The sequence below is a fragment of the Pseudofrankia coriaricola genome (assembly GCF_001854805.1).
Lineage (GTDB): Bacteria > Actinomycetota > Actinomycetes > Frankiales > Frankiaceae > Pseudofrankia.
This window is the reverse complement of record NZ_MBLO01000091.1, coordinates 35,096-55,964: the sequence shown is the minus strand read 5'-3', so window position 1 is coordinate 55,964 and position 20,869 is coordinate 35,096. Positions and strand designations below refer to the sequence as shown.

At 72.8% G+C, this 20,869-nt stretch carries 20 protein-coding genes and 1 pseudogene; 10 read left to right on the top strand and 11 right to left on the bottom strand.

What is annotated here, in order from left to right; all coding sequences use genetic code 11:
* Positions 1–329: pseudogene (locus tag BCD48_RS15155) on the top strand (hypothetical protein); the annotation flags it as partial.
* The gene (locus BCD48_RS15150) at positions 322–1,434 is read left to right on the top strand and encodes an ROK family glucokinase (protein WP_241841741.1); all 1,113 of its coding nucleotides are present in this window, start codon (positions 322–324) and stop codon (positions 1,432–1,434) included. The pseudogene BCD48_RS15155 and the gene BCD48_RS15150, both read left to right, overlap by 8 nt.
* A 478-nt stretch (positions 1,435–1,912) precedes the next feature.
* Here BCD48_RS15150 and BCD48_RS15145 read toward each other — a convergent pair whose 3' ends face one another.
* Both BCD48_RS15145 and BCD48_RS15140 read right to left on the bottom strand, forming a co-directional pair.
* The gene (locus tag BCD48_RS15145; protein ID WP_071049006.1) at positions 1,913–3,034 is read right to left on the bottom strand and encodes a glycosyltransferase family 4 protein; all 1,122 of its coding nucleotides are present in this window, start codon (positions 3,032–3,034) and stop codon (positions 1,913–1,915) included.
* 262 nt (positions 3,035–3,296) lie between these two features.
* Positions 3,297–4,580, bottom strand: coding sequence for a DUF4352 domain-containing protein (locus BCD48_RS15140; protein WP_071049005.1), 1,284 nt, complete (start codon positions 4,578–4,580; stop codon positions 3,297–3,299).
* A gap of 428 nt (positions 4,581–5,008) precedes the next feature.
* Between BCD48_RS15140 and BCD48_RS15135 the strand changes: the two genes are divergently transcribed.
* Positions 5,009–6,319: an NYN domain-containing protein gene (locus tag BCD48_RS15135; protein WP_071049004.1), complete on the top strand. Its 1,311-nt coding sequence runs from the start codon at positions 5,009–5,011 to the stop codon at positions 6,317–6,319.
* A gap of 83 nt (positions 6,320–6,402) precedes the next feature.
* Positions 6,403–6,777: a hypothetical protein gene (locus BCD48_RS15130; RefSeq protein ID WP_071049003.1), complete on the top strand. Its 375-nt coding sequence runs from the start codon at positions 6,403–6,405 to the stop codon at positions 6,775–6,777.
* 53 nt (positions 6,778–6,830) lie between these two features.
* Here BCD48_RS15130 and BCD48_RS15125 read toward each other — a convergent pair whose 3' ends face one another.
* Positions 6,831–7,226: an HIT family protein gene (locus BCD48_RS15125; protein WP_071049002.1), complete on the bottom strand. Its 396-nt coding sequence runs from the start codon at positions 7,224–7,226 to the stop codon at positions 6,831–6,833.
* A gap of 131 nt (positions 7,227–7,357) precedes the next feature.
* Here BCD48_RS15125 and BCD48_RS15120 point away from each other — a divergent pair, with 131 nt between their 5' ends.
* The 3 genes from BCD48_RS15120 to BCD48_RS15110 all read left to right on the top strand — a co-directional run bounded on the left by BCD48_RS15120 (position 7,358) and on the right by BCD48_RS15110 (position 10,048).
* Positions 7,358–7,771, top strand: coding sequence for a VOC family protein (locus BCD48_RS15120; protein WP_071049001.1), 414 nt, complete (start codon positions 7,358–7,360; stop codon positions 7,769–7,771).
* A gap of 156 nt (positions 7,772–7,927) precedes the next feature.
* On the top strand, positions 7,928–8,251 hold the full coding sequence (locus BCD48_RS15115; protein WP_071049000.1) for a hypothetical protein: 324 nt from the start codon (positions 7,928–7,930) through the stop codon (positions 8,249–8,251).
* Positions 8,252–8,260: 9 nt separating this feature from the next.
* The gene (locus tag BCD48_RS15110; RefSeq protein WP_083418667.1) at positions 8,261–10,048 is read left to right on the top strand and encodes a DEDD exonuclease domain-containing protein; all 1,788 of its coding nucleotides are present in this window, start codon (positions 8,261–8,263) and stop codon (positions 10,046–10,048) included.
* Positions 10,049–10,269: 221 nt separating this feature from the next.
* On the opposite strand, the gene qcrB is transcribed toward BCD48_RS15110, so the two are convergent.
* The 7 genes from qcrB to BCD48_RS15075 form a co-directional block, all read right to left on the bottom strand.
* On the bottom strand, positions 10,270–11,898 hold the full coding sequence (gene qcrB, locus BCD48_RS15105) for a cytochrome bc1 complex cytochrome b subunit (protein ID WP_071048999.1): 1,629 nt from the start codon (positions 11,896–11,898) through the stop codon (positions 10,270–10,272).
* Positions 11,895–13,040, bottom strand: a complete 1,146-nt coding sequence (gene qcrA, locus BCD48_RS15100; protein WP_071048998.1) for a cytochrome bc1 complex Rieske iron-sulfur subunit — start codon at positions 13,038–13,040, stop codon at positions 11,895–11,897. Before qcrA ends, qcrB begins: the two co-directional genes overlap by 4 nt.
* A complete protein-coding gene (gene qcrC, locus BCD48_RS15095) occupies positions 13,037–14,119 on the bottom strand; it encodes a cytochrome bc1 complex diheme cytochrome c subunit (protein WP_083418666.1) in 1,083 nt (360 codons plus the stop codon). Before qcrC ends, qcrA begins: the two co-directional genes overlap by 4 nt.
* On the bottom strand, positions 14,116–14,754 hold the full coding sequence (gene ctaE, locus BCD48_RS15090) for an aa3-type cytochrome oxidase subunit III (protein WP_071048997.1): 639 nt from the start codon (positions 14,752–14,754) through the stop codon (positions 14,116–14,118). Before ctaE ends, qcrC begins: the two co-directional genes overlap by 4 nt.
* 1,059 nt (positions 14,755–15,813) lie before the next feature.
* On the bottom strand, positions 15,814–16,410 hold the full coding sequence (locus BCD48_RS15085) for a DUF3501 family protein (RefSeq protein WP_071048996.1): 597 nt from the start codon (positions 16,408–16,410) through the stop codon (positions 15,814–15,816).
* Between the two features lie 396 nt (positions 16,411–16,806).
* Positions 16,807–17,241 carry a rubrerythrin family protein gene (locus tag BCD48_RS15080; protein WP_071048995.1) on the bottom strand — a complete coding sequence of 145 codons (435 nt, stop codon included), beginning with the start codon at positions 17,239–17,241 and terminating at the stop codon, positions 16,807–16,809.
* A 66-nt stretch (positions 17,242–17,307) separates the two neighbouring features.
* Positions 17,308–17,748 carry a Fur family transcriptional regulator gene (locus BCD48_RS15075; RefSeq protein ID WP_071048994.1) on the bottom strand — a complete coding sequence of 147 codons (441 nt, stop codon included), beginning with the start codon at positions 17,746–17,748 and terminating at the stop codon, positions 17,308–17,310.
* A gap of 401 nt (positions 17,749–18,149) precedes the next feature.
* Between BCD48_RS15075 and BCD48_RS15070 the strand changes: the two genes are divergently transcribed.
* The 3 genes from BCD48_RS15070 (at position 18,150) to BCD48_RS15060 (ending at position 20,312) form a co-directional block, all read left to right on the top strand.
* Positions 18,150–18,587 carry a response regulator transcription factor gene (locus BCD48_RS15070; protein ID WP_071049014.1) on the top strand — a complete coding sequence of 146 codons (438 nt, stop codon included), beginning with the start codon at positions 18,150–18,152 and terminating at the stop codon, positions 18,585–18,587.
* Positions 18,584–19,669 carry an anthranilate phosphoribosyltransferase gene (trpD, locus tag BCD48_RS15065; RefSeq protein WP_071048993.1) on the top strand — a complete coding sequence of 362 codons (1,086 nt, stop codon included), beginning with the start codon at positions 18,584–18,586 and terminating at the stop codon, positions 19,667–19,669. Before BCD48_RS15070 ends, trpD begins: the two co-directional genes overlap by 4 nt.
* A gap of 247 nt (positions 19,670–19,916) precedes the next feature.
* A complete protein-coding gene (locus BCD48_RS15060; protein ID WP_071048992.1) occupies positions 19,917–20,312 on the top strand; it encodes a type II toxin-antitoxin system PemK/MazF family toxin in 396 nt (131 codons plus the stop codon).
* Positions 20,313–20,456: 144 nt separating this feature from the next.
* Here the strand turns inward: BCD48_RS15060 and BCD48_RS15055 are convergent, their stop codons facing one another.
* Positions 20,457–20,858: a cytochrome c oxidase subunit 4 gene (locus BCD48_RS15055; protein ID WP_071048991.1), complete on the bottom strand. Its 402-nt coding sequence runs from the start codon at positions 20,856–20,858 to the stop codon at positions 20,457–20,459.
* Between the last annotated feature and the right edge of the window lie 11 nt (positions 20,859–20,869).

Sequence of the window (20,869 nt, the reverse complement as noted above, 5' to 3'; positions counted from 1 at the left end):
GCGACGGCCCCACGCCCGGCCCGGGGCCACGCCACGGCCCGCCCTGGGCGGTGGGACCGGGCGAGACGCTGTGCACCGGCTGCCCGTTGTGCAGGCTGCTCGCCAGCGTCGCCGGCAGCCACGCGGAGGTCCTCGGGCACCTGCTCGCGGCGGCGAGCTCGCTCGCCGCCGCGGCCCGCGCCGCCTGGCCGCCCGCAGGCGGCCCCGGCCAGGGCACGGGTGACCAGCACGACGACCCGCCGGGCTGGCAGGCTTCTCCACGACAGACCGCGACGCAGCAGACCCGGCCGGCCCGCGGCCGGGTACAGAGGATCGACATCGGTGAGTAGCACGCACACGACCGGCACATCCGGCACATCCATCTCGTCCGGCGCGCCCTTTGCGCCCCCGGCCTCGCGCACGTCCGGCATGCCCGGCACCGAGCCGGGCGCGCCGCCCCCGCCGCTCGCGCCGGCCGGCGGCGCGCGGGGTCTGGCGATCGGCGTCGACGTCGGCGGGACGAAGGTGGCCGCGGGCGTCGTCGACGAGCACGGCCGGATCGTCGGCTCGGTGCGCCGCCCGACCCCGGGGCACGAGCCGGCGCTGGTGGCGGACACGATCGCCGAGGTCGTCGGCGAGCTGCTCGCCCGCCACGCCGTCGGCCTGGAGGCGCCGATCGGCATCGGCGCCGCCGGCTGGCTCGACCGCGACGGGGCGCGGGTGATGTTCGCGCCGAACCTCGCCTGGCGCGACGAGCCGCTGCGGGACATCATCTCCGACCGGCTCGGCCGCCCGGTGATCGTCGACAACGACGCGAACACGATGGCGTGGGCGGAGTACCGCTTCGGCGCGGGGCGCGACTGCGCCGAACTGGTCTGCGTCACGGTGGGCACCGGGATCGGCAGCGGGCTGGTAGTGGAGGGGAAGGTGCGCCACGGCGCGTTCGGCGTCGGCGCCGAGTTCGGCCACATGCAGGTGGTACCGGCCGGGCTCCCGTGTGGCTGCGGCAGCCAGGGCTGCTGGGAGCAGTACGCGAGCGGCCGGGCGCTGGTCCGCCACGCCCGGGAGATCATCGGTGGCTCGTCGGCGGCCGGGCGGCGGCTGCTCGAGCTCGCCGGCGGCGACCTGGGGCAGTTGACCGGCCCGGACGTCACGACCGCGGCCCGCGAGGGCGACCCGGCGGCCATCAAGTGCTTCGAGGAGGTCGGCTACTGGCTCGGCCAGGGCCTGGCCAGCCTCACCGCCGTGCTCGACCCGGCGAGGTTCGTCATCGGCGGAGGCGTCTCCGACGCCGGTGAGCTCCTGCTCGGCCCGGCCAGGGCCCAGTTCCGCGCCGCCCTCCCCGGCCGCGGCCACCGCCCCGAGGCCGAGATCGTCCTCGCCGACCTGGGACCCGACGCGGGTTTCGTCGGGGCGGCCGACCTGGCCCGCACAGTCACACTGGGCCGCGCCTAAACCGACGGCGCGCACCTGGGGTATCGGGGCGGGCGTCGGACACCAAGATGTCAACGCCGTCCTAGCCCGTCCCGCGCCCACATCCGCGTACGCGGATGTCGTTCTGGCGAGCAATGTACGCAACCGAGCCACAGAAGGTGACAGCGCATCGGCGCTGCGCCAACGCCACCACGTCACCGACCCGAACTCAGCCCCGGCCACCGCCAAATGCCTCAGCCCGGAACCAGCCCAAGAGGGCGCCCCAGGCGCCCGACAGGCTGACGCAGCGGACGGGCGCGCAGCGACCGGGCCGCGCGTCAGCCGCATCGGCGCTGCGCCAACGCCACCACGTCACCGACCCGAACTCAGCCCCGGCCACCGCCAAATGCCTCAGCCCGGAACCAGCCCAGGAGGGCGCCCCAGGCGCCCGACAGGCTGACGCAGCGGACGGGCGCGCAGCGACCGGGCCGCGCGTCAGCCGCAGCGACCGGGCCGCGCGTCAGCCGCTGAGGAACTCGGCGAGGTTCTTGGTGAGGAGATCCCAGCGCCAGGTGAGCTCGACCCAGGCGCGGCCGGCGGCGCCCATGGATCGGCCGCGGTCCGGGTCGTCCAGCAGCTCGGCGACGGCCGAGGCCACGTCTGCCAGCCGGCGGCCGTCGACCACGAGACCGGTCCGGCCGTCGATCACGGCGTCGGGCGCGCCGCCGCTGTCCCCGGCCACGACCGGGAGCCCGGCGGCGGACGCCTCGAGGTAGACGATCCCCAGGCCCTCGACTTCCAGGCCGCCGAGCCGGGAGCGGCACGGCATCGCGAAGATGTCCCCGGCCGCGTAGTGCGCCGGCAGTTCCTCCCAGGGCACCGACTCGGTGAAGACGACGTGGTCCTCGACGTCGTGCTCCCTGGCGAGCCGGGCCAGGTCGGCGCGGTAGGGGCCGCCGCCGACGAGCAGCAGCGCGGTGTCCGGGTAGCGGCGCCGCCAGCTCGGCAGGGCGCGGATCAGCATGTCCTGCCCCTTGCGCGGGACCAGACGGCTCACGCAGACGACCACCCGCCGGCCGGTGAGCCCGTGCCGGGCGCGGATCTCGTCGCGGCCGGCGCCGGGACGGAACAGCTCCGCGTCGACGCCGCTGGGCAGCCGCTCCAGGCGCGGGCGAGGCCCGAAGGCCGGGCCGATCCGGCGTCGGGTGTAGTCGCCGAGGTAGGTGATGACGTCGGTGGTCGCGCCGACGCGGCGCAGCGTCTGGCGAGCGCCGGGCAACGCGGCCCAGCCGACCTCGTGGCCGTGGGTGCTCGCGACGACGCGCTCGATCCCGGTCGTGGCGCGCAGCGGCGCGCCGAGCAGGCCGAGCGGCGCCGCCGCGCCGAACCAGACCGCGTCGCACCGCTCGGCGCGGGCGATCCCGCGGGCGCGGCGCAGCACGGACCGGGTGGGCAGCATCAGCGACGTCGGGTGCCGGATGACGGGGAAGCTCTGGGCCGCGTCGAACTCGGCCGCGCCCTTCCACGCGGGCGCATAGACGACGACGTCGCCGGCGGGCAGTCTGCTCGCGAAGTTGTGCACGTATGCCTGGATGCCGCCGGCACGCGGCGGAAAGTCGTTGGTCACCACGAGCACCCGCATGCGCCCATGGTCCTCTACCGGCCCTTCCACCGCTGGCCCCTCCCTACCGGAAGGGCACGCGCGGCGGAGCGTGCGGCTCGGCGAGGTCATCGCGGCGTCGGGCGACCGCGCGGCCTGACGGCCGGGCCACGGCCCGAGGACCCGACCGGGACGTGCCATGGCCGCGGCCGGCGCCGGAGGGCGCCAGCCACCGCCGCCGGCCGATGAGGTTGTCTGTCGGGACCGGGCCGGGTCTTGGGCCAGGTCCCGAGTGGGGTGCCGATCAGTAGCGGAAGTTCGCCCGGGACGTGGCGAACAGCGGCTCCCAGTACACGAGGTGGTTGTCGTCCGGAACGTCAAAGACGATGTTGCCTCGCACCTGCTGGCCGGCCGCGAGGTCATCGGCGTCCAGCCGCGACCCGACCTCCTCGTAGCTGGCGTCGTACCGGGTGCCGTCCGTGGTCTGGCCGAAGAAGCTCAGCGGGTAGACGTTGGCTTTGCCGGTGACCATCTGCACCGTGAAGTTGGCGACGATGAAGACGCCGTTCTCCGGCGGGTCGCCGTATGTCGTCACCGGGGCCGTGGTGCGGCACATGCTGTTCAGCGTGATCCGCGCGGTGTAGGTGGTGAGGTCGCTGGTGCCTTCGCCCATGACGGTCGCCGTCTGGCCGATGTCGGCGACGCCCGCCGCGGGCGCGCCTCCCGGAGGGCTGATCGGCGTGCAGCCGGCCGGCCCCGGGCGCGTCGACGGCGCGGTGACCGGCCCGCTGGATGCCTGCGTCGGCGCCGGAGACGGGGTACCTGTCCCCAGCGTGGTCACCGGCGGTGCGGTGATCGGCGTGTTGTCACCGTCGTCGCCACTCACCGCGAGCGCGATGACGACGCCGAGGACAATCGCCAGGACCGCCACGAGCGCGGAGACGAGGATGACCACGTTGCGGTTGGAGCGGCCTGGCCGGCCGGGCTGACCGGGTTGGCCGGGCTGACCGGTCCAGCCGGTAGGAGTCCCGGGCTGGGCGTAGCCGCCCTGCTGGTACCCCGTCTGCTGGTAGCCGCCCTGCTGGGCATAGTCAGGCTGCTGGGCATAGTCAGGCTGCTGGTAGCCGCCCTGCTGGGCGTAGTCAGGCTGCTGGTAGCCGGGCTGCGAGGGAGGGTAGCCACCGGCGGGCGGGTAGGCGTCGCCCTGCGGATAGGGCGTCGACTGCGGGTAGCCACCTGGTGCCGGCGTGCCGGGCGGCGGGTAGCCACCGGGCGGCGGAGTGCCGGGCGGCGGGTAGCCGGCCTGCTGATAGCCAGGCTGCTGATAGCCGGGCTGCTGGTAGTCGGGCTGCTGGTAGCCGGGGGGTGCGGGCCACTGGCCGGGTGAGGTCGGGGTGCCCGGCGGCGTCGCTCCAGGGGTGACGCCCTGCGGGGTCTGGCCGGCGCCCGATGGCCAGGCCGAGCCATCCGCCCTGGTAGTCGGTGCCGCCTGCCAGTCCGGCACTGGGGTGCTCGGCGGCCACCCACCGCCGTTCTGCGCGTTTCCACCCCCACCATCTGGCGGGGTCGGGGGGTTCTGGTCGCTCACGGTGTTCCTCTCGGCGTACACCCCGCTGCCAAAAACGGAGCATGGGGATGGATAGCGCGACATTACAGAAGTCAGTCATCCACAAGGGAAATGCCCTTGTCGAACACTTTCTCGATGGTTGTGTCAACCGGCGCGGGACATCCTTCGGCCAATGTTGTCTCCCCGTCGTTGGGATTGACATCGCGGTGACCTACCGGCGTGGATACCCGACGGTTGGAGCACTCCCGGGCCAGCGGGTCCCCCGCTCCGGCGGAAGCACCGGGCACGCGTTGTCCCATCCCCGCCGCGTTCGCGGGCTCGTGGCGGATGGTGATGGTTCATGGCGGATGGTGATGGCTCCGACGCCGGACTACGCTGGAGTGCTGCCACTCGTTCCTGCGACAGGGAGTCCGTACCGTGCCCGTCGACCTGCCTCCCCCGGACGCCGGGTGAGCGAGCCGCTGCCGGTGGAGGTACGCACCCAGGTCGTCGCCTTCGCCGCCGAGACACTCGCCGGCCTCGAGGACGCCGAGGTGCCCGCGAGCCTCGTCGCCGTGCGCAGGTTCACGCCCGCGCGCCGGCCCAAGCAGGGCGCGGTCCCGCTCGCGGCCGCGGTCGAGCACGACGCGGTCTTCCGGGGCCGGGTGGCGGAGTGGGTCCGGCGGGCCCATCCGGGGCTCGCGGACGCCGTGATGGCGACCGACGGCCCGCCGGCCGCGGCGCCGCCGGCCGAGGTGGCCGCGGTCGCCTTCGTGCTGCGCCCGGCTGGCTGGGAGGATCTGCTCGCCGTCGCCGCCACCTCGTCCGTGCAGGCCGCGGTGTCGGCCAAGGCCGAGGAGGCCGCCCGGGAGGTCGACCGGCTCACCGAGGCGCTCGCCGCGGTCCAGGAGGGCGGCCGCGCGGAGCGGGCGCAGCTGCGCGACCAGCTGGCCACGGCCCGTCTGGAGGTGGACGACCTGCGCCGGCGGATGCGCGGCTCGGCCGAGCGGGTCCGCCGCGCCGAGCAAGCGGCGCAGGAGGAGATCGCGGCCGCGGCCGCGGACCGGGACGCGGCGCGCGCCCTCGTCAGGGCCGCGGAGGGCGAGACCCGCCGGCTGCGGGCCCGGGTCGGCGAGCTGGAGACGGCGCTCGCCGCCGCCCGGCGAGAGGGGCGCGACGCGCGCAGCCTCGACGACGCCCGCCTGCGGGTGCTGCTGGACACGCTGATGGGCGCGGCCAACGGCGTGCGCCGCGAGCTTGCTCTGCCCAGCACGGTGCAGCGCCCGGCGGACCTGTGCGCCACGGAGGACGGGCAGGCGCGCGACCCGTTCTCCGCGGTCGGCGCCCGCGGGCGCCCCGACGACGACCCGACGGTCATCGACGAGGTTCTCGCGATCCCCGGCATCCACCTGATCATCGACGGGTACAACGTCACCAAGCGCGGCTACGGCGCGCTGCCGCTGCAGGCCCAACGGGTGCGGCTGCTGTCCGGTCTCGGCCCGCTCGCCGGCCGGGCGTCGGACGCCGAGGTCACCGTGGTCTTCGACGCGACGGCGGTCGTCAGCCGCCCGGTCGGGGTGACGGCACCACGCGGCGTGCGAGTGCTGTTCAGCCGGCTGGGCGAGCTCGCCGACGAGGAGATCGTCCGGCTGGTCCGTGCCGAGCCCTCCGGCCGCCCGGTGGTGGTCGTGACCTCTGACCGTGAGGTCGCCGAGACCTGCGCGGCCGCCGGTGCCCGCGCCGTTCCCTCCGCCGCCCTCCTCGCCCGGCTGGAGCGCTGAGGCGACACCCACGTCGCGAAAAACTGTCGGACCACGCGTCTACCGTCAGCGATGACACAGTGTGAGCGACAGAGGTGAGCGCGATGCTGATCGACTGTGATTCGTGCGTGGCGCGTGGGGACGCGTGTGAGGACTGTGTGCTGTCGGTGCTGCTGGCACCACCACCGGTCGTGGAGTGGGATGAGGACGAGCGCCGAGCGCTCGCGCTGCTCGCCGACGCGGGCCTGTTGCCGAGGCTCCGGCTGGTGACGCCGTTGGACGTCGTGCCGGCTGACGGCGGCGCCGCGGCGGAGGTCCCGACGGCGCAGCAGATGATTCCACTTCCCGAGCCGTTCGCGGTCGGCCCGCGTCGGCGCTCCCCGAACCTCCCGGATGCGGCTTCGCCGATCCGGCAGGGACCCCTGGCGCGCCGCCCCGATGCCGCCGGCCCCCGCCGCCGCTCCCGCAGGGCCGGCTGACCGTCCTCCTCGTCGCCACGCTCCCGGCAGCCCCGTGGAGTTCGCGCCGCGGGTCAGGCGAGCGCGGCCCTGATCCGTTCGGCGGCCTCGTCCAGCGCCTCGGGCGTCGGGCTGGAATCCGCGAGGCCGAAGTCCAGCTGCTTCTCGCTGTCGATCGGGATGAGGTGCACGTGCACGTGCGGCACCTCCAGCCCCGCGATGATCGCCGCGACCCGGCGCGGCTGGAACGCGTCCTGGATCGCTCTGCCGACCTTCGCCGCCGCGCTCCACAGCTCGCGCTGCTCGGCGTCCGGCAGGTCGATCCAGTGGTCGACCTCGAGGCGCGGCACGACGAGCGTGTGGCCCGGCCGGATCGGGGCGACGGTCAGGAAGGCGACCGTGTGCTCGTCCTCGTAGACGAACCGACCCGGCAGCTCCCCGTTGATGATCCGGGTGAAGATAGTCGGCATGGCCAGGACCCTACCGATCCAGGTGCCCCAAGGGATCTAGCGGGACGCGGCCCGCCGCCGGGCCCTTCGGCCGGCTCGGATCGATGACCGTTTCACAACACGCCGGCCACCGATGAACCAAGGCACCCGCAATGCGGCATCATGCGCGAGTGGCCAGGTTTGAGACGCACGGGCTGAGGGTAGCGCGAGTCGGGGTCGACTGCGTGGATGTCGACCGAATGATCCGCTTCTGGTCCAGAGCGCTGGGATACGAGGTAACCCTCCGCGACGGTGACACCGCGGAACTGCGCCACCCGGCGAGTGCGGGGCCGAAGCTGCTGCTGCGCCAGGTCCGCAAGCTCGGGCCGGCGCGCAACCGTCTCCAGCTCGACCTCTACGCGGTCGACGCCGAGCGCGTCGCCAGCTGGCTCGCCACCCTGGGCGCCCGGCGAGTCCGCCGCCTGGAGGCCGTCGGCGAGGCCGGCTACCTTCTCGCCGATCCCGAGGGCAACGAGTTCCGTGTCATCACCGCCGGCCCCGCCGCCTTCACCCGCCCCTTCGCGTAGCCGCAGCCGCGCCCAGCCGGGCGGCGCGGGCCGACTTCCCATGGCCAGGGCGGCGCATCACCGTGACCGGCCCAGGCGTTGACGAGAAAGGCGCCCCCAGCGACCCCGGAGCCAGCGCGCCGGCCGCGATCGCTCCGACGGAATAGCCTGCCGGCGATGGCAATCATCGTTGCGAACGTGCCGCACACGGCGGTGCCGACGAGAGCGAAGAAGGCCGCTCGATTCCACCGGGCCGGCCAGGTGCGCGTCGTCGTCGGCTCGAGCACGAGGGACTCGGGCAACCGGGAACGCATCGGCCCGATGGGCACGAGGCGGGTGCCGTCGGCCAGTTGGACCGCGACGGGCCCGATCAGCCAGCCAGACATCGTCAGGCCACCGAACATGATCACAGGGGAGCCAGGCGGCAGGCTGGCGGCGGCCGGATGTCACATCACCCGCTACCTGGTCACCGGTTCGTGGAGTGTCGGACCTCGTCACTAGGTTCGCGGTGTGTCACCTGAGCCTTCGGCGCCGGCCCCAGCCGGCGGGCGGCAGGGCAGCTTCGACGAGCTGGGCCGGCCGCTGCGGGACGTCACCTTCGTCGTGTTCGATCTGGAGACGACCGGCACCGGGCCGGCCGACTCCGAGATCACCGAGTTCGGCGCGGTGAAGGTCCGCGGCGGTGAGGTGATCGCCGAGTTCGCCACACTGGTGCGTACGTCGAACGCTGTGCCGCCGCTGATCACCGTGCTGACCGGGATCACTGACTCGATGGTCGCGACGGCGCCCGCGCTGGCCGAGGTGCTGCCCGCGTTCCTGGAGTTCATCCGCGGCTCGGTGCTCGTCGCGCACAACGCCGGCTTCGACCTGAGCTTCCTCAAGGCGGCCTGCGAACGCGTCGGCTACCCCGTCCCCGCCTGGGAGCACCTGGATACCGTCAGGCTGGCCCGCCGGGTCGTCACGCGCGACGAGAGCCCCGACAACAAGCTGTCCTCGCTCGCCCGGCTGTTCCACGCTCGCCACGAGCCGCGTCACCGCGCGCTCGCCGACGCCCGCGCCACGGTGGACGTCCTGCACGGCCTGTTCGAGCGGCTCGGCAACCTCGGAGTGAGGACGCTGGAGGACGTCCACGAGTACAGCAACAGGGTCTCCCCCGCCCAGCGGCGCAAGCGCACGCTCGCCGACGACCTGCCCACCGGCCCCGGGGTGTACCTGTTCCGTGATGGTTCCGGCCGGGTGCTCTACGTCGGCAAGTCGGCCTCGATACGCGCCCGCGTACGCACCTACTTCACCGCGAGCGAGACGCGCACCCGGATGGCCGAGATGGTCGCCGCCGCGGAGCGGGTGGACGCGATCGAGTGCGCGCACACGCTCGAGGCGGAGGTGCGCGAGCTGCGTCTGATCGCCCAGCACAAACCGCCCTACAACCGCCGCTCCCGGTTCCCGGAGCGCACGGTGTTCCTGCGCCTCACCGACGAGCCGTTTCCCCGGCTGTCCAGAGTGCGCCAGGTGCGCGCCGACGGCGGAACCTACCTCGGCCCCTTCGGCCGCGTCGGCGGGGCCGAGCTGGCGGCTGACGGCCTGCAGGAGGCGGTGGCACTGCGCCGCTGCGGAGGGCGGCTCTCACCGCGGCAGTCGAACCCGGCCTGCGCGCTCGCGGACCTCGGCAAGTGCGGCGCGCCCTGCGACAGGCGGCAGTCCCTGGAGGAGTACGCCGCGGTCGTGGCCGATGCCAGGGAGGCGATGGCGGGCGACCCGACGGTCGTCGTCGCCGCCGCGCGGGCGCGGATCTCCGTGCTGGCCGCGCAGACCCGGTTCGAGGAGGCAGCGCTGGCCAGGGATCGGATGGTCGCGTTTGTCCGGGCCTCCGCCCGTCAGCAGCGGCTGACCGCGTTGGGTGTCGTCCCCGAACTGGTGGGCGCCGTGCCCACCGCCGACCGTGGCTGGGACCTGGCCGTCATCCGGTACGGCCGGCTCGCCGCGTCCGCGACCGTCGCGCGGGGCGTCGACCCGCGTCCCTGGGTGGATGCGGTCGTCGCCACCGCCGAGACCGTCCGCCCGGGCCCCGGGCCGACGCCGGCGGCGAGCGCCGAGGAGATGGAGCGGATCGAACGCTGGCTCGCCACCCCGGGCGCCCGGCTCGTCCAGCTCACTGGCACCTGGGCCTGGCCCGCCGCCGGCGCCGCCAGGGCCGCGGCCGAGCTCCCCCCGCTGCCACGGACCGACCACCGGGACCTCACCCACCGCCCAGGCGAACCCCACCGCTCCGCCCGCACGCCTGCGCCGGGAAAGAGCTGAGGGAGACACGCCCTCGAGGACGTGCCTCCCTCAGCGACGATGCGTGCCGCACCGCTCCAGCGGGCAAATCACTCAATCCAGCCACAGCAAGCGACCGCGCATCAGCGCTGGCGCCAACCCAATCACGTCCCCGACCCCAGACAGGCCGAGCCGCCGCCATACGGCTGTGCCCGGAACCAAGGCCGGGAGGGCGCTCCGCGCCCGACCAGGCGGCGCCCGACTCAGTGGCGGGGGCCGCCTACCGGTTCCTCGCCGCTTTCGGTCTTCTCCTCGGTGAAGAAGCCGGTGACGGCCTTGCGGGCGCGGGTGGTGATGCCGCCCTTCGCGTGCCCATCGCCGTTGCCGTGGCCCGGAGCCGGCAGCTCGAAGCGGTGCGTCGGCACCAGCGGGTAGTCGGGCACCGGGTCCGGCTTGGGCCGGTGGTCCTCGACGAACTCGCCGGTCGGCAGCTGCCGGATGATGCCGGTCTCGATGCCGTGGTGGGCGATGTCGTGGTCCCGCTTGTTGAGCGCGATACAGATCACCTTGGTGGCTTTGTACGCGATCGGTGGGACGATGATCAGCCCGACTCGGCCGGCCCAGGTCATCGCGTTCAGCGAGATGCTGAACGTCTTCGCGATGACGTCGTTACCACCCGAGATCAGCAGCACCAGGTAGAAGCTGATCGACATGGCGCCGATCGCGGTACGGGTCGGCGCCTCCCGCGGCCGTTGCAGCAAGTTGTGCGACTCGCGGTCCCCGGTGAACTTCGCCTCGAGCCACGGCCACAGCGCCAGCAGCGTGAACAGGATGCCGGGAAGGATCACCGTCGGCCAGAACACCGCGGCCACCGTGTGCCCGAGCCCGCGGAACTCCCAGGGCGGCATGAGACGGGTCGAGCCGTCCAGGAAGCCGATGTAGAAGTCCGGCTGAGACGCCGAGCTGACCTTCGACGGGTCGTACGGGCCGAACACCCAGATCGGGTTGATCTGCGCGAGGCCACCCAGCAGCGCCAGCATCGCGAAGACCATCATGAAGAACCCGCCGGACTTCACCGCGAACACCGGGAACACCCGGTGGCCGATGACGTTGTCCTCGGTCTTGCCCGGGCCGGGGAAGTCGGTGTGTTTCTGGTACCAGAGGATGCCCAGGTGCGCGCCGACGAGCGCGAGCAGGAGGCCGGGGATCAGCAGGATGTGCGCGACGTAGAGCCGAGGCAGGAAGTTCATGCCGGGCCATTCGCCGTCGAACAGCAGGAACGATGCCCAGGTGCCGGCCACCGGGATCGACTGGGCGATCGACGAGGCGATCCGCAGGCCGGTGCCGGAGAGCAGGTCGTCCGGCAGCGAGTAGCCGGCGAAGCCCTCGAAGATGCCCATGACCAGCAGGCCGACACCGATCAGCCAGTTGATCTCGCGCGGCTTGCGGTACGCGCCGGTGAAGAACACCCGGAACAGGTGGACCATGATCGACGCGACGAACAGCAGCGCCGCCCAGTGGTGGATCTGGCGGAACACCAGCCCGGCCCGGATGTCGAAGCTGATGTCCAGCGTCGACGCGTACGCCCGGCTCATCTCCACGCCCTTGAGCGGGACGTACGAGCCGTTGTAGATGACCTCGGTGTTGCTCGGGTCGAAGAACAGCGTCAGGTAGATCCCGGTCAATATCAGGATGATAAAGCTGTAGAGCGCGATCTCACCGATCATGAACGACCAGTGGTCGGGGAAGACCTTGTTCAGGTTCTCCCGCAGCGCCCGCTGGGTGTGGAACCGCTCGTCCGCCGCCCGGTTGAGCTTGCGAACCGGGCTCGGCCGCTTCTCGAGCTTCGGGGCGGCCGCGGGCGAACCGGCCGGCCCGTGCGTCGTCGTCATGAGCGCTCCCAGAACGCGGGCCCGATCGGCTCGGTGTAGTCGCCGTCCCGGGCGATGAGGTAGCCATCGCCGTCGACGCCGAGCGCGAGCTGCGGCAGCGACCGGCTGGCCGGGCCGAAGATGGCGCGGCAGCCGTCCGGCACGTCGAACACCGACTGGTGGCACGGGCAGAGCAGGTGATGGGTCTGCTGCTCGTAGAGGCTGACCGGGCAGCCGGCGTGCGAGCAGATCTTCGAGTAGGCGACCAGGCCCGCCAGGTCCCAGTTCTCCCGCCCGGGCCGGGGCTTGTTGATGCCCGGCTCGAGGCGGACCAGGATCGTGGCGCTGTCGGCCTTGGTGTGCAGGTCCAGCTGGGGCTCGAACCTGGTGGTGCCGCCCGCGTCCTTGACGGGCACCGCCGGGAAGACGGTCTCGATGCCGCCGATGGAGATGTCGCCGAGCTTGACGAACCGTCCCTCGCCGGTGACCATCCGGGCGCCCTTCACCCAGTGGGTGTGGTCGAGCTTCTTGCCCGGCTTGGCGTTCGTGAGGTTCAGCAGCGGCACCACCGCGAGGCCGCCGAGCACGGCGCCAGCACCAAGCAGGCTGCGGCGTACCAGCTTGAACCGGCCCAGGCCCATGGCGTCGAAGCCGAGCGCCACCTCCTCCTCGAGGACCGCCGTCTCCACGTCGGTGCTCTTGAAGGAGTGCCGCTCCTGCACGGCCTGCTCGTGCGGCATCAGCCGCTTGGCCCACAGGATCATCCCGACGCCGAGGCCGCCGACGGCGAGCGCGATCCCGAGGCCCAGGCACGGGGTGTAGTACGCCTTGTGCTTGTCGCCCGCGAAGTTCGCGACGATGAAGCCGAGCGTGCCGATCACCGAGACGGTGAACCAGAGCGCGATCAGCCGCTCGGCACGCCGCTCGGCGCGCCGGTCGACGTCCTCGGCCCGCGGCGGCCGGTGCGCGACGCCCGCGTGCCGCCAGGAGGTGTGCTCCTCCAGCTGGGTGGAGTCGGTCGGAGCCGGCGGGGTGCCCAGCACCTCGGGGCCCTCCGGGGCCCCGGCGCCACCGCTCCCGCCGGCCGGCCCGCCCCCGGCCGGGCGCTTCACCCGGTCGAAGACGCTCCCACCTCCGGTGGAGGTGTCGTCCTGCTCGCTCATACCTTCTGCCTCGCTCCGATCCACAGGCACACGCCGAGCAGGCCGCCGATGCCGATCAGCCAGCCGAGCAGGCCCTCTGGGACGGGGCCGTAGCTGCCCAGCTTGTGGCCACCGGGGCTGGGGGTGTCGCGGTTCATGATGATGTAGGCCGCGATCGCCTTGGCGCCCTCGTCGTCGATCTGGCCGGAACCGAACACCGGCATCGACTCGGGACCGACGCGCATGGCCTCGACGATCTGCTCCGGCGTCGCGTTGGTCAGCGCCGGCGCGTACTTGCCGTAGGTCAGCGGAGCGCCCGCGCCCGCGGACTGGTGGCACTGTGCGCAGTTCGCCCGGTAGAGCTCGCCGCCGTACGTCAGGTCCGCGTCGGCGAGGTCATCCTTGCTGATCTCCGGCGTGGTGGTGCCGCCGCCGAGCGTCTGGATGTAGGCCGCGAGCTGGTCGATCTGCGTCTCCGAGTAGCTCGGGTCCTTGCGCTCTGCCTGGGCGCCCGGGTGCGCGAGCGGCATGCGCCCGGTGGACACCTGGAAGTCGACCGCGGCGGAGCCGACGCCGATCAGGCTCGGGCCGGAGACGGTGCCGGCCGCGTTGAGCCCATGGCAGGTCGAGCAGCCCTGCACGTAGAGAGCGCGGCCCGCCTTGACCGCCGCGTTGTCGGTCGAGTCCGCCGCGCTGCCGCTGGGCGCCAGCACCGACCACAGCACGCCCGTGGCCATGAGGGCGAGCGAGAGGACGAGCGTGGACGAGCGGCGCCGGCGGCGCGCGCTGGCCGGGCCGCGGGACCGGCGGGAGGTCCTGGTGACCAGCCGCCCGCGTACACCCGTGGGGGGCGCCGACGCGGCTGCCTCCGGCTTCTCGGCGTCCTCCGCCTGGGCCTCCGGCTCCGTCGGCCCGGCCTCCGGCTCCGCCACCTCGGTCACGTCGCTCGCCTCGGCCATCTCCACCGCCCCGGCCACGTCGCTCACCTCCGCCGCCTCGGTCACGTCGGTCGACGCGGTCACCGCGGCCGCCTCGTCGGCGGGACCGGTGGGCGCGGCCATGTCGTTCTCGTTGCCGGTGGATGCAGTCATGTCGCTCACTGGAGGAGGTAGATGGTCGCGAACAGGCCGATCCAGACGACGTCGACGAAGTGCCAGTAGTACGACACGACGATCGCCGAGGTCGCCTTCTCCGGCGTGAAGCGCCCGAAGGTCGACCTGGCCAGGACCATGATGAAGGCGATCAGACCACCGATCACGTGCAGACCGTGGAAGCCGCTGGTCAGGTAGTAGACCGAGCCGTAGGCGTGCGAGTTCAGCCCGAACTCGTTCTCCCGGAAGAACTCGTTCGCCTGGCCGAGGACGAAGACCAGGCCCATGACGAACGAGATCGTGTACCAGCGGCGCAGCCCGAACACGTCGCCCCGCTCCGCGGCGAACACGCCAAGCTGGCAGGTCACGCTGGACAGCACCAGGATGATCGTGAAGACCAGCGCGTAGGCGACGTGCAGGTGCACCGGGCCGATCTCGGAACCAGCCGGGTCACCGGTCGTAGGCGGCCAGTTGCCGCTGTTGACCGAACGGATCGTGTAGTACATCGCGAAAAGCGCCGCGAAGAACATCAGCTCCGACGACAGCCACACCACGGTGCCAACCGAGACCATCGACGGACGGTTGGCCATGGGATGTGGTGGCGGAGCCTTCTCGAGGACGGGTGCCGTGGCCACGTCGGTCATTCTGGCACGCGCTGGCGCAAGCGCCACCGAAGGTTCGACGTTCGGTAGGACTACGGCCCGTCGAGGGCCCGCCGACCCACCTCCTACGACTAGTAGAAGACTGTCCGATGGCCCTTCTGAGCTAGGTAGGACGCGCACCGGCCAGCGCCGACACCCCCGCAGCGCACCGCCAGCACTGCGGCAAAAATCTCCCAAAACCCAGGCCCTACCGCGCCCCGCCCGCAGCGCGCTTCCGGTGCCGAACGCGCCGACCGGCCCCGAGCCGGCCGAGTCAGCCAGCATCGCGAAGCCTTGCCCAGGATGTGCTGCGGCTCACGAACTTCGGCGGCAGCTTCGGGCCGCCGCAGAACAGGTTCCGGGGTCGGGGTGAAGGTTGTTTCTGGTTCGCTCCGTGCGGGCGGCGCGCTCCGGCCCCGTACTCGCTTCGCTCCCACGGGACCTCCGCGCGCCGTCCTCCTCCGCTCACGGGCGCTCCGGCGACCTCGCTGCGGCCCCCCTACGTCGCTTCGCTCGTAGGAGAGCCTCCGCGAGGCGCGCCTCCGCGCCCAGCCCGGTTGCGTCCCGCTGCACGTCGCGAGGCCGAAGCTGCTGTCTTGGTGGGGCCACGTCGCTTCGCTCGTGGGCGGCCTTCGCACCTGATCGGCACGGAACGCGACCAGCACCAGTCCAGACGTTCCACGAGCGAAGCGACGTGGCTCCCGCGAAGGTCTGACCACGGTTCCGGGGTCGGCCTTGGATTGGTGACGTTCAAGCGAAACGCAACTGCGCTGGCGCGGAGGCGTGCCTTCGCGGAGGCCCGGCCACGAGCGAAGCGACGTGGTCGGGCCGCAGCGGAGGTCGCCGCAGCGCACGTGAGCGCAGGAGGACGCGGCGCGGAGGTCCCTTGGGAGCGAAGCGAGTAAGGGGCCGGAGCGCCGCGCCCGGACGGAGCGAACCAGCAACAACCTTCCCGCCCGAGCCCGATCATGTTCCGCGTCTGTCGTGCCTGAACCAGTCCCAGACCCGTGCAGCCCAGACGGAGCGAACCAGCAACACAGCCCGCGCGGAGCAAACCAAAAATTAGGAGCGCAGGGTGAGGTCGGCGATGAGGCTCCTGCGGGTCGCGCCCTCGATGGGGGTCGAGTCGTTGTAGGCCTCATGGTCGACGACGAGCTCGACGGCGACCTCGGGGTCGCGGAACTTGTCGCGCTGCTCGTCGGTCAGCGGGAATCGGAACATGTGCACCGAGACGGTCTCGCTCGGCATGTCCAGGTCCTCTTCGGTGCCGCGGATCTCCTCGGCGGGCGCGCTCTCGCCGTCGATCTCCAGGGAGATCGCGCGCTGCAGGCCGTCGAGGTGCGCCAGTTCCTCGCGGACCGACTCGGTGGCCCTGAGCTCCACGAACATCGTCGCCGTCAGCGCATGGCTGGACGGCATCAGGCGCCCGTACACCTCGACCTCGTGCGCGACGTCCGACCGCTCGGTCAGCCGCTCGGTGTAGACCATCTCCTGCACCTGGTAGCGCAGCGTGTCCAGGTTCTCGAACTCGAACGCGACGATGTCGCCGACGCGGACTCGCCGCTCGGCGCGCACCGGAATCATGCGTTTGCGCATCTCAGCGCGGGTGGCCGCGTAGGCCTGGTGGTCGGTGTTGATGTCGTCGACGGTCAGCATCATCGGTAACCCCCTGGGTGCGAGCGGCACGGTGGCCCGCGGCCCGCGGTCCGGTCCTGGCTCAGGGAAACGCGCCACGGTTGAGCCGCCCGCACGCGTACGCGAACCTGAGCGTGCCGGCCCGGCTCGGGCGGGCACCGGTCGTGAAATGCGCGGGACCGGGGCCCGGGCGGCGGCGACGGTGTCGGGGCGAGGCGCTGGACGCGCTCGCCCCGTGTCGGGCGCCTGGGGCGCCCTCCCCCGCCGATCCGGGGCAAGGCCACACAGCGATGGCTGGCCCGGCCCCGGGTCGGTGGGGTGGTCGCGTTGGCACTGCGCCAATGCGCCGTCAGGAAACCCCGGACGCGGAGCCTCGCACTGCCCGCGGCGTGCGGCGCTCCGGCCGGTGCGGGCCGAAGGTCAGGCGTTCTCCTCGGCCAGCACGGCGTCGAGGGCCTTCTTGAAGCGGCCGGCGTGGGTCTTCTCGGCCCGGGCCAGCGTGGCGAACCAGTCGGCGATCTCCTCGAAGCCCTCCTCGCGCGCGTCCTTGGCGAAGCCCGGGTACATCGCGGTGAACTCGTAGGTCTCACCGGCGACGGCCGAGGCCAGGTTCTTGGAGGTGTCGCCGACCGGCTCGTTGGTCGCCGGGTCGCCGACCTCGGCCAGGAAGTCCATGTGGCCGAAGGCGTGGCCGGTCTCACCCTCCGCGGTGTCGCGGAACAGCGAGGCCGCGTCGGTCAGGCCCTCGATGTCGGCCTTGCGCGCGAAGTACAGGTAGCGGCGGTTGGCCTGGCTCTCGCCAGCGAACGCCTCCTTGAGGTTCGCGTGCGTCTTAGTGCCCTCGAGCTTCGGCATACGTGCTCCTTCGATGTCGTTTCGAGCTGAGGTGGATCCGTCGGCGCCCTCGGTCCCGCGTGGGCCTCAGGCTCCGTTGTCCGCACTCGGGCCGGTCACGGCGCCCGCTGGCGCCGCGCACTCCGGACACAGGCCACGGAACTGCAGGTCGTAGCCGGTGATGGAGAAGCCCGAGTCCCGAGCGATCTCCGCCACCATCCCGCTGGGGATGGGGTGGTCGATGTCGACCGCGCGTCCGCACCGGTCACAGACCGCGTGGTCATGGCGGTCGGTGTTGGCGTCATAGCGGGCGGCGGCCCCGGCGCCCAGGTTCAGTTCCAGGGCGTGCCCGGTGGCGACCAGCAACCCGAGCGAGCGGTAGACGGTCGCGCTCCCGATGCCCGGCGCGACCGCTCGTACCCGCTCGTACACCTCCGCCGCGGTCGGATGGTCGTGCGCCGCCCGCAGCACCGCCAGCACGGCGGCACGCTGAGGAGTCAGCCGTAATTCCTGCTCCCGGCTCGGCACGCGTCACCTCCTTCACACCATGGCGGGCCGGTCGGCGGTTCCTGCTGGCCGAGCCAAGCCATCTCTGAGAACGAGTCTCAGTATCGATTCCTCCACTGACGGGTGACAAACGGAGGGATGGTGAGGTGGGTCTCATGGCCTGGGCCGCTGTCGGTCCCCGGGCTGGGCAGACCGTATCGCGCCTGGTCCGATACCCTCGCACCGGACTCCTTGTCGTCGTGGTGTTCACCACGCCCAAGCCAGCGCCGTTGGCGTCGCGGGTGTCGGCGGGCACCGGCAGGCGCGGCGAGCGGCCGGGCTGGCATGCCGGCCCGGCCGGCGCCCTCGGCCGGCCGCGACGGACGGGGCGCCGCCCCGCCGCCTACCGCGGCGGTACCTCGGAGCGAAAGGCCGCGCAGGACATGAGCACAGTCCTGGTGTACGCCGACCGGGCTGACGTGCGCGAGCGCGTCAAGGCGGCCATCGGCACCCTCCCCGATCAGCAGCTCGGCGAGATCGAGTTCGTCGACGTGACCCACGGCCGCGATCTGGTGGCCGCCGTCGACCACGGCGAGGCCGACCTCTGCGTCCTGGACGCGGAGGCCACCCCTGAGGGCGGGATGGGCCTGTCCCGCCAGCTGAAGAACGAGGTCACCGACTGCCCGCCCACGATCCTGCTGGTGGCACGTCAGGACGACCGGTGGCTCGCGACATGGTCGCTGGCCGATGCGGTGGTGACTCACCCGGTCGACCCGGACGAGCTGACGGCCGCCGTCGTCGGCCTGCTGCGGGCCCGAGTCTCCGGCGCGCCTGTCCGCCGGCCGGTCACCTACGCCGCGCACGGAACGTCCGAGCCGTGACGGCCTCGGCTCCGGCGCGGGCGCCGGCCGAGCAGACCTGGCCCGACCTGCTGCACGCGCTGCTGTCCCGCGAGGACCTCGCGGCGGAGCAGGCCGGCTGGGCGATGAACCAGATCATGTCCGGGGCGGCGAGCCCCGCTCGGGTCGCCGCGTTCCTCACCGCGCTGCGCGCCAAGGGCGAGACCGCGGCCGAGATCGGCGGCATGGTCGCCTCGATGCTCGACTTCGCCCTGCCCGTGCACGCCGATGCCTCGTTGCTCGCCGCCGCCGTCGACACCTGCGGCACCGGCGGGGACCGGTCGCACACCGTCAACCTGTCGACGATGGCGGCGATCGTCGTCGCCGCCGCCGGCATCCCGGTCGTCAAGCACGGCAACCGGGCGTCGTCGTCGTCGTGCGGCTCGGCCGACCTGCTCGAGGAGCTCGGTGTCGTCATCGAGCTGTCGCCGGCGGGGGTCGCGTCGACGCTCGCCGAGGCGGGGATCGCCTTCTGCTTCGCGAGGGCGTTCCACCCGGCTATGCGCCACGTGGGGGCGGTGCGCGCCGAGCTGGGGGTGCCGACGGCGTTCAACATTCTCGGGCCGCTGACGAACCCGGCCAGGCCCGGCGCGCAGTCGCTCGGCGTCGCCGACGCCCGGCTCGCGCCGGTGATGGCGCGGGTGCTCGCGGACCGGGGCACCCGGGCGCTGGTGTTCCGCGGCGACGACGGACTGGACGAGCTCTCCCCGTCCGCGACGTCGACGATCTGGGTGACCGGCGGTGACGGTGAGCTGCGCACGGAGCGCTTCGACCCGCGCGACGTCGGCATCGACGTGCCGGATCTCGAGGCGCTGCGCGGCGCGGACGCGCCGTTCAACGCCGGGATCACCCGCGCGGTGCTCGCCGGCAAGCCGAGCCCGGTGCGCGACGCGGTGCTGCTCGCCGCCGCCGCCGCGATCGTCGCGGCCGACGGCCCTACCGAGCGGCCCGTGACCGAGCAGATCCGCGCGCAGCTCGAGCGCGCCGCCGCCGCCGTCGACTCCGGCACGGCCGCCGCCCTCCTGGAGCGCTGGGCCGCCGCCAGCCAGGCCGCCGCCGCCTAGTTCCCGCTCACGCGTCCCGCCGGCCCGGGCAGGCATAGATGGCCCCGGCCCGGCGGGGCGACGTGGCTCACGGGACCGCGTGGCCCATCCGTGCTCCGGGCTGCTCGGACGAGCACGCGCCGGACACGCGCCGGGCGGACCCGCCGATCTCCGCCCCGGCCACCGCCAGCCGGGACGCGCGTCGGGCCTCCTCGAAGGCGCCAGCCAGCCGGGCGGAAGCCCGCCGGCCTCCACTAGGCTCAGCATCATGATCGACGACGTGCGGGACCAGATCGTCTACGAGCCCAGGCGCGACGGGCGCCCTGACCCGGGCGAGGTCGTATGGGCATGGGTGCCCTTCGAGGACGACCCGAGCCAGGGCAAGGACCGTCCCGTGCTGCTGATCGGCACCCGTGGCAGCCGGCTTCTCGGCCTCATGCTCACCAGCAAGGACCACGACCGGGACGCCGAGCAGGAAGCGCGCCACGGCCGTCACTGGATGGACGTCGGCACCGGCGGCTGGGACCGCGAGGGCCGGCCGAGCGAGGTCCGGCTCGACCGGCTGCTTGTCCTCGACCCGGCGGAGGTCCGCCGCGAGGGCGCGGCACTGCGCGAGGGGATCTTCGACGAGGTGGTCGCCGCCGCCCGCCGGCTCCACAACTGACGTCACCAGCTGGCCAGCGCGGCCACGCCACCCGGCGCGGCCCGGTTCGGGACGTCGCGCGCGGCAGCACAAAGGCCTGGCGGTAGAACACGGAGTTCCGTGTTCTACCGCCAGGCCTTTGCCGTACCCGGTGTCAGGGTCTCGCTAGTCCTCGGGGACCGGGGGGTGCCAGAAGTTCTCGAAGACCAGGCAGGTCACGAAGAACACGGTCATCAGGGCGCCGATCAGGGCGAGCCAGATACCGAAGATCAGGCCGGCGACGCCGACGGTGGCGCTGGCGGCGATGAAGAACGGGTAGTAGCTGCCCGGGGTGAAATGCCCGAGCTCGCCCGCGCCGTCCGCCACCTCCGCGTCGGGAAGGTCCTGCGGGCGCATCCCGATCCGGCGGCCGGTGAACAGCAGGTAGAAGCCCACCAGGAAGCCCATGCCCCCGGTCAGGGCCAGCGCCGCGGTGCCTGTCGGGTCGTGCGAGTAGATCCAGTAGATGATGTCGACGATCACCGCGAAGGCGCCGACGATGCTGAAGACGTACCCTTCTACCCTCATCCCACGGCCGC

Coding starts and splice junctions, on each gene's coding strand:
- BCD48_RS15055 (WP_071048991.1), bottom strand. CDS start 20,858: ATGAGGGTAGAAGGGTACGTCTTCAGCATCGTCGGCGCCTTCGCGGTG.
- BCD48_RS15145 (WP_071049006.1), bottom strand. CDS start 3,034: ATGCGGGTGCTCGTGGTGACCAACGACTTTCCGCCGCGTGCCGGCGGC.
- BCD48_RS15085 (WP_071048996.1), bottom strand. CDS start 16,410: ATGATGCTGACCGTCGACGACATCAACACCGACCACCAGGCCTACGCG.
- BCD48_RS15130 (WP_071049003.1), top strand. CDS start 6,403: ATGCTGATCGACTGTGATTCGTGCGTGGCGCGTGGGGACGCGTGTGAG.
- ctaE (WP_071048997.1), bottom strand. CDS start 14,754: ATGACCGACGTGGCCACGGCACCCGTCCTCGAGAAGGCTCCGCCACCA.
- BCD48_RS15125 (WP_071049002.1), bottom strand. CDS start 7,226: ATGCCGACTATCTTCACCCGGATCATCAACGGGGAGCTGCCGGGTCGG.
- qcrA (WP_071048998.1), bottom strand. CDS start 13,040: ATGAGCGAGCAGGACGACACCTCCACCGGAGGTGGGAGCGTCTTCGAC.
- BCD48_RS15060 (WP_071048992.1), top strand. CDS start 19,917: ATGATCGACGACGTGCGGGACCAGATCGTCTACGAGCCCAGGCGCGAC.
- BCD48_RS15115 (WP_071049000.1), top strand. CDS start 7,928: ATGGCAATCATCGTTGCGAACGTGCCGCACACGGCGGTGCCGACGAGA.
- BCD48_RS15080 (WP_071048995.1), bottom strand. CDS start 17,241: ATGCCGAAGCTCGAGGGCACTAAGACGCACGCGAACCTCAAGGAGGCG.
- BCD48_RS15120 (WP_071049001.1), top strand. CDS start 7,358: ATGCGGCATCATGCGCGAGTGGCCAGGTTTGAGACGCACGGGCTGAGG.
- qcrB (WP_071048999.1), bottom strand. CDS start 11,898: ATGACGACGACGCACGGGCCGGCCGGTTCGCCCGCGGCCGCCCCGAAG.
- BCD48_RS15070 (WP_071049014.1), top strand. CDS start 18,150: ATGAGCACAGTCCTGGTGTACGCCGACCGGGCTGACGTGCGCGAGCGC.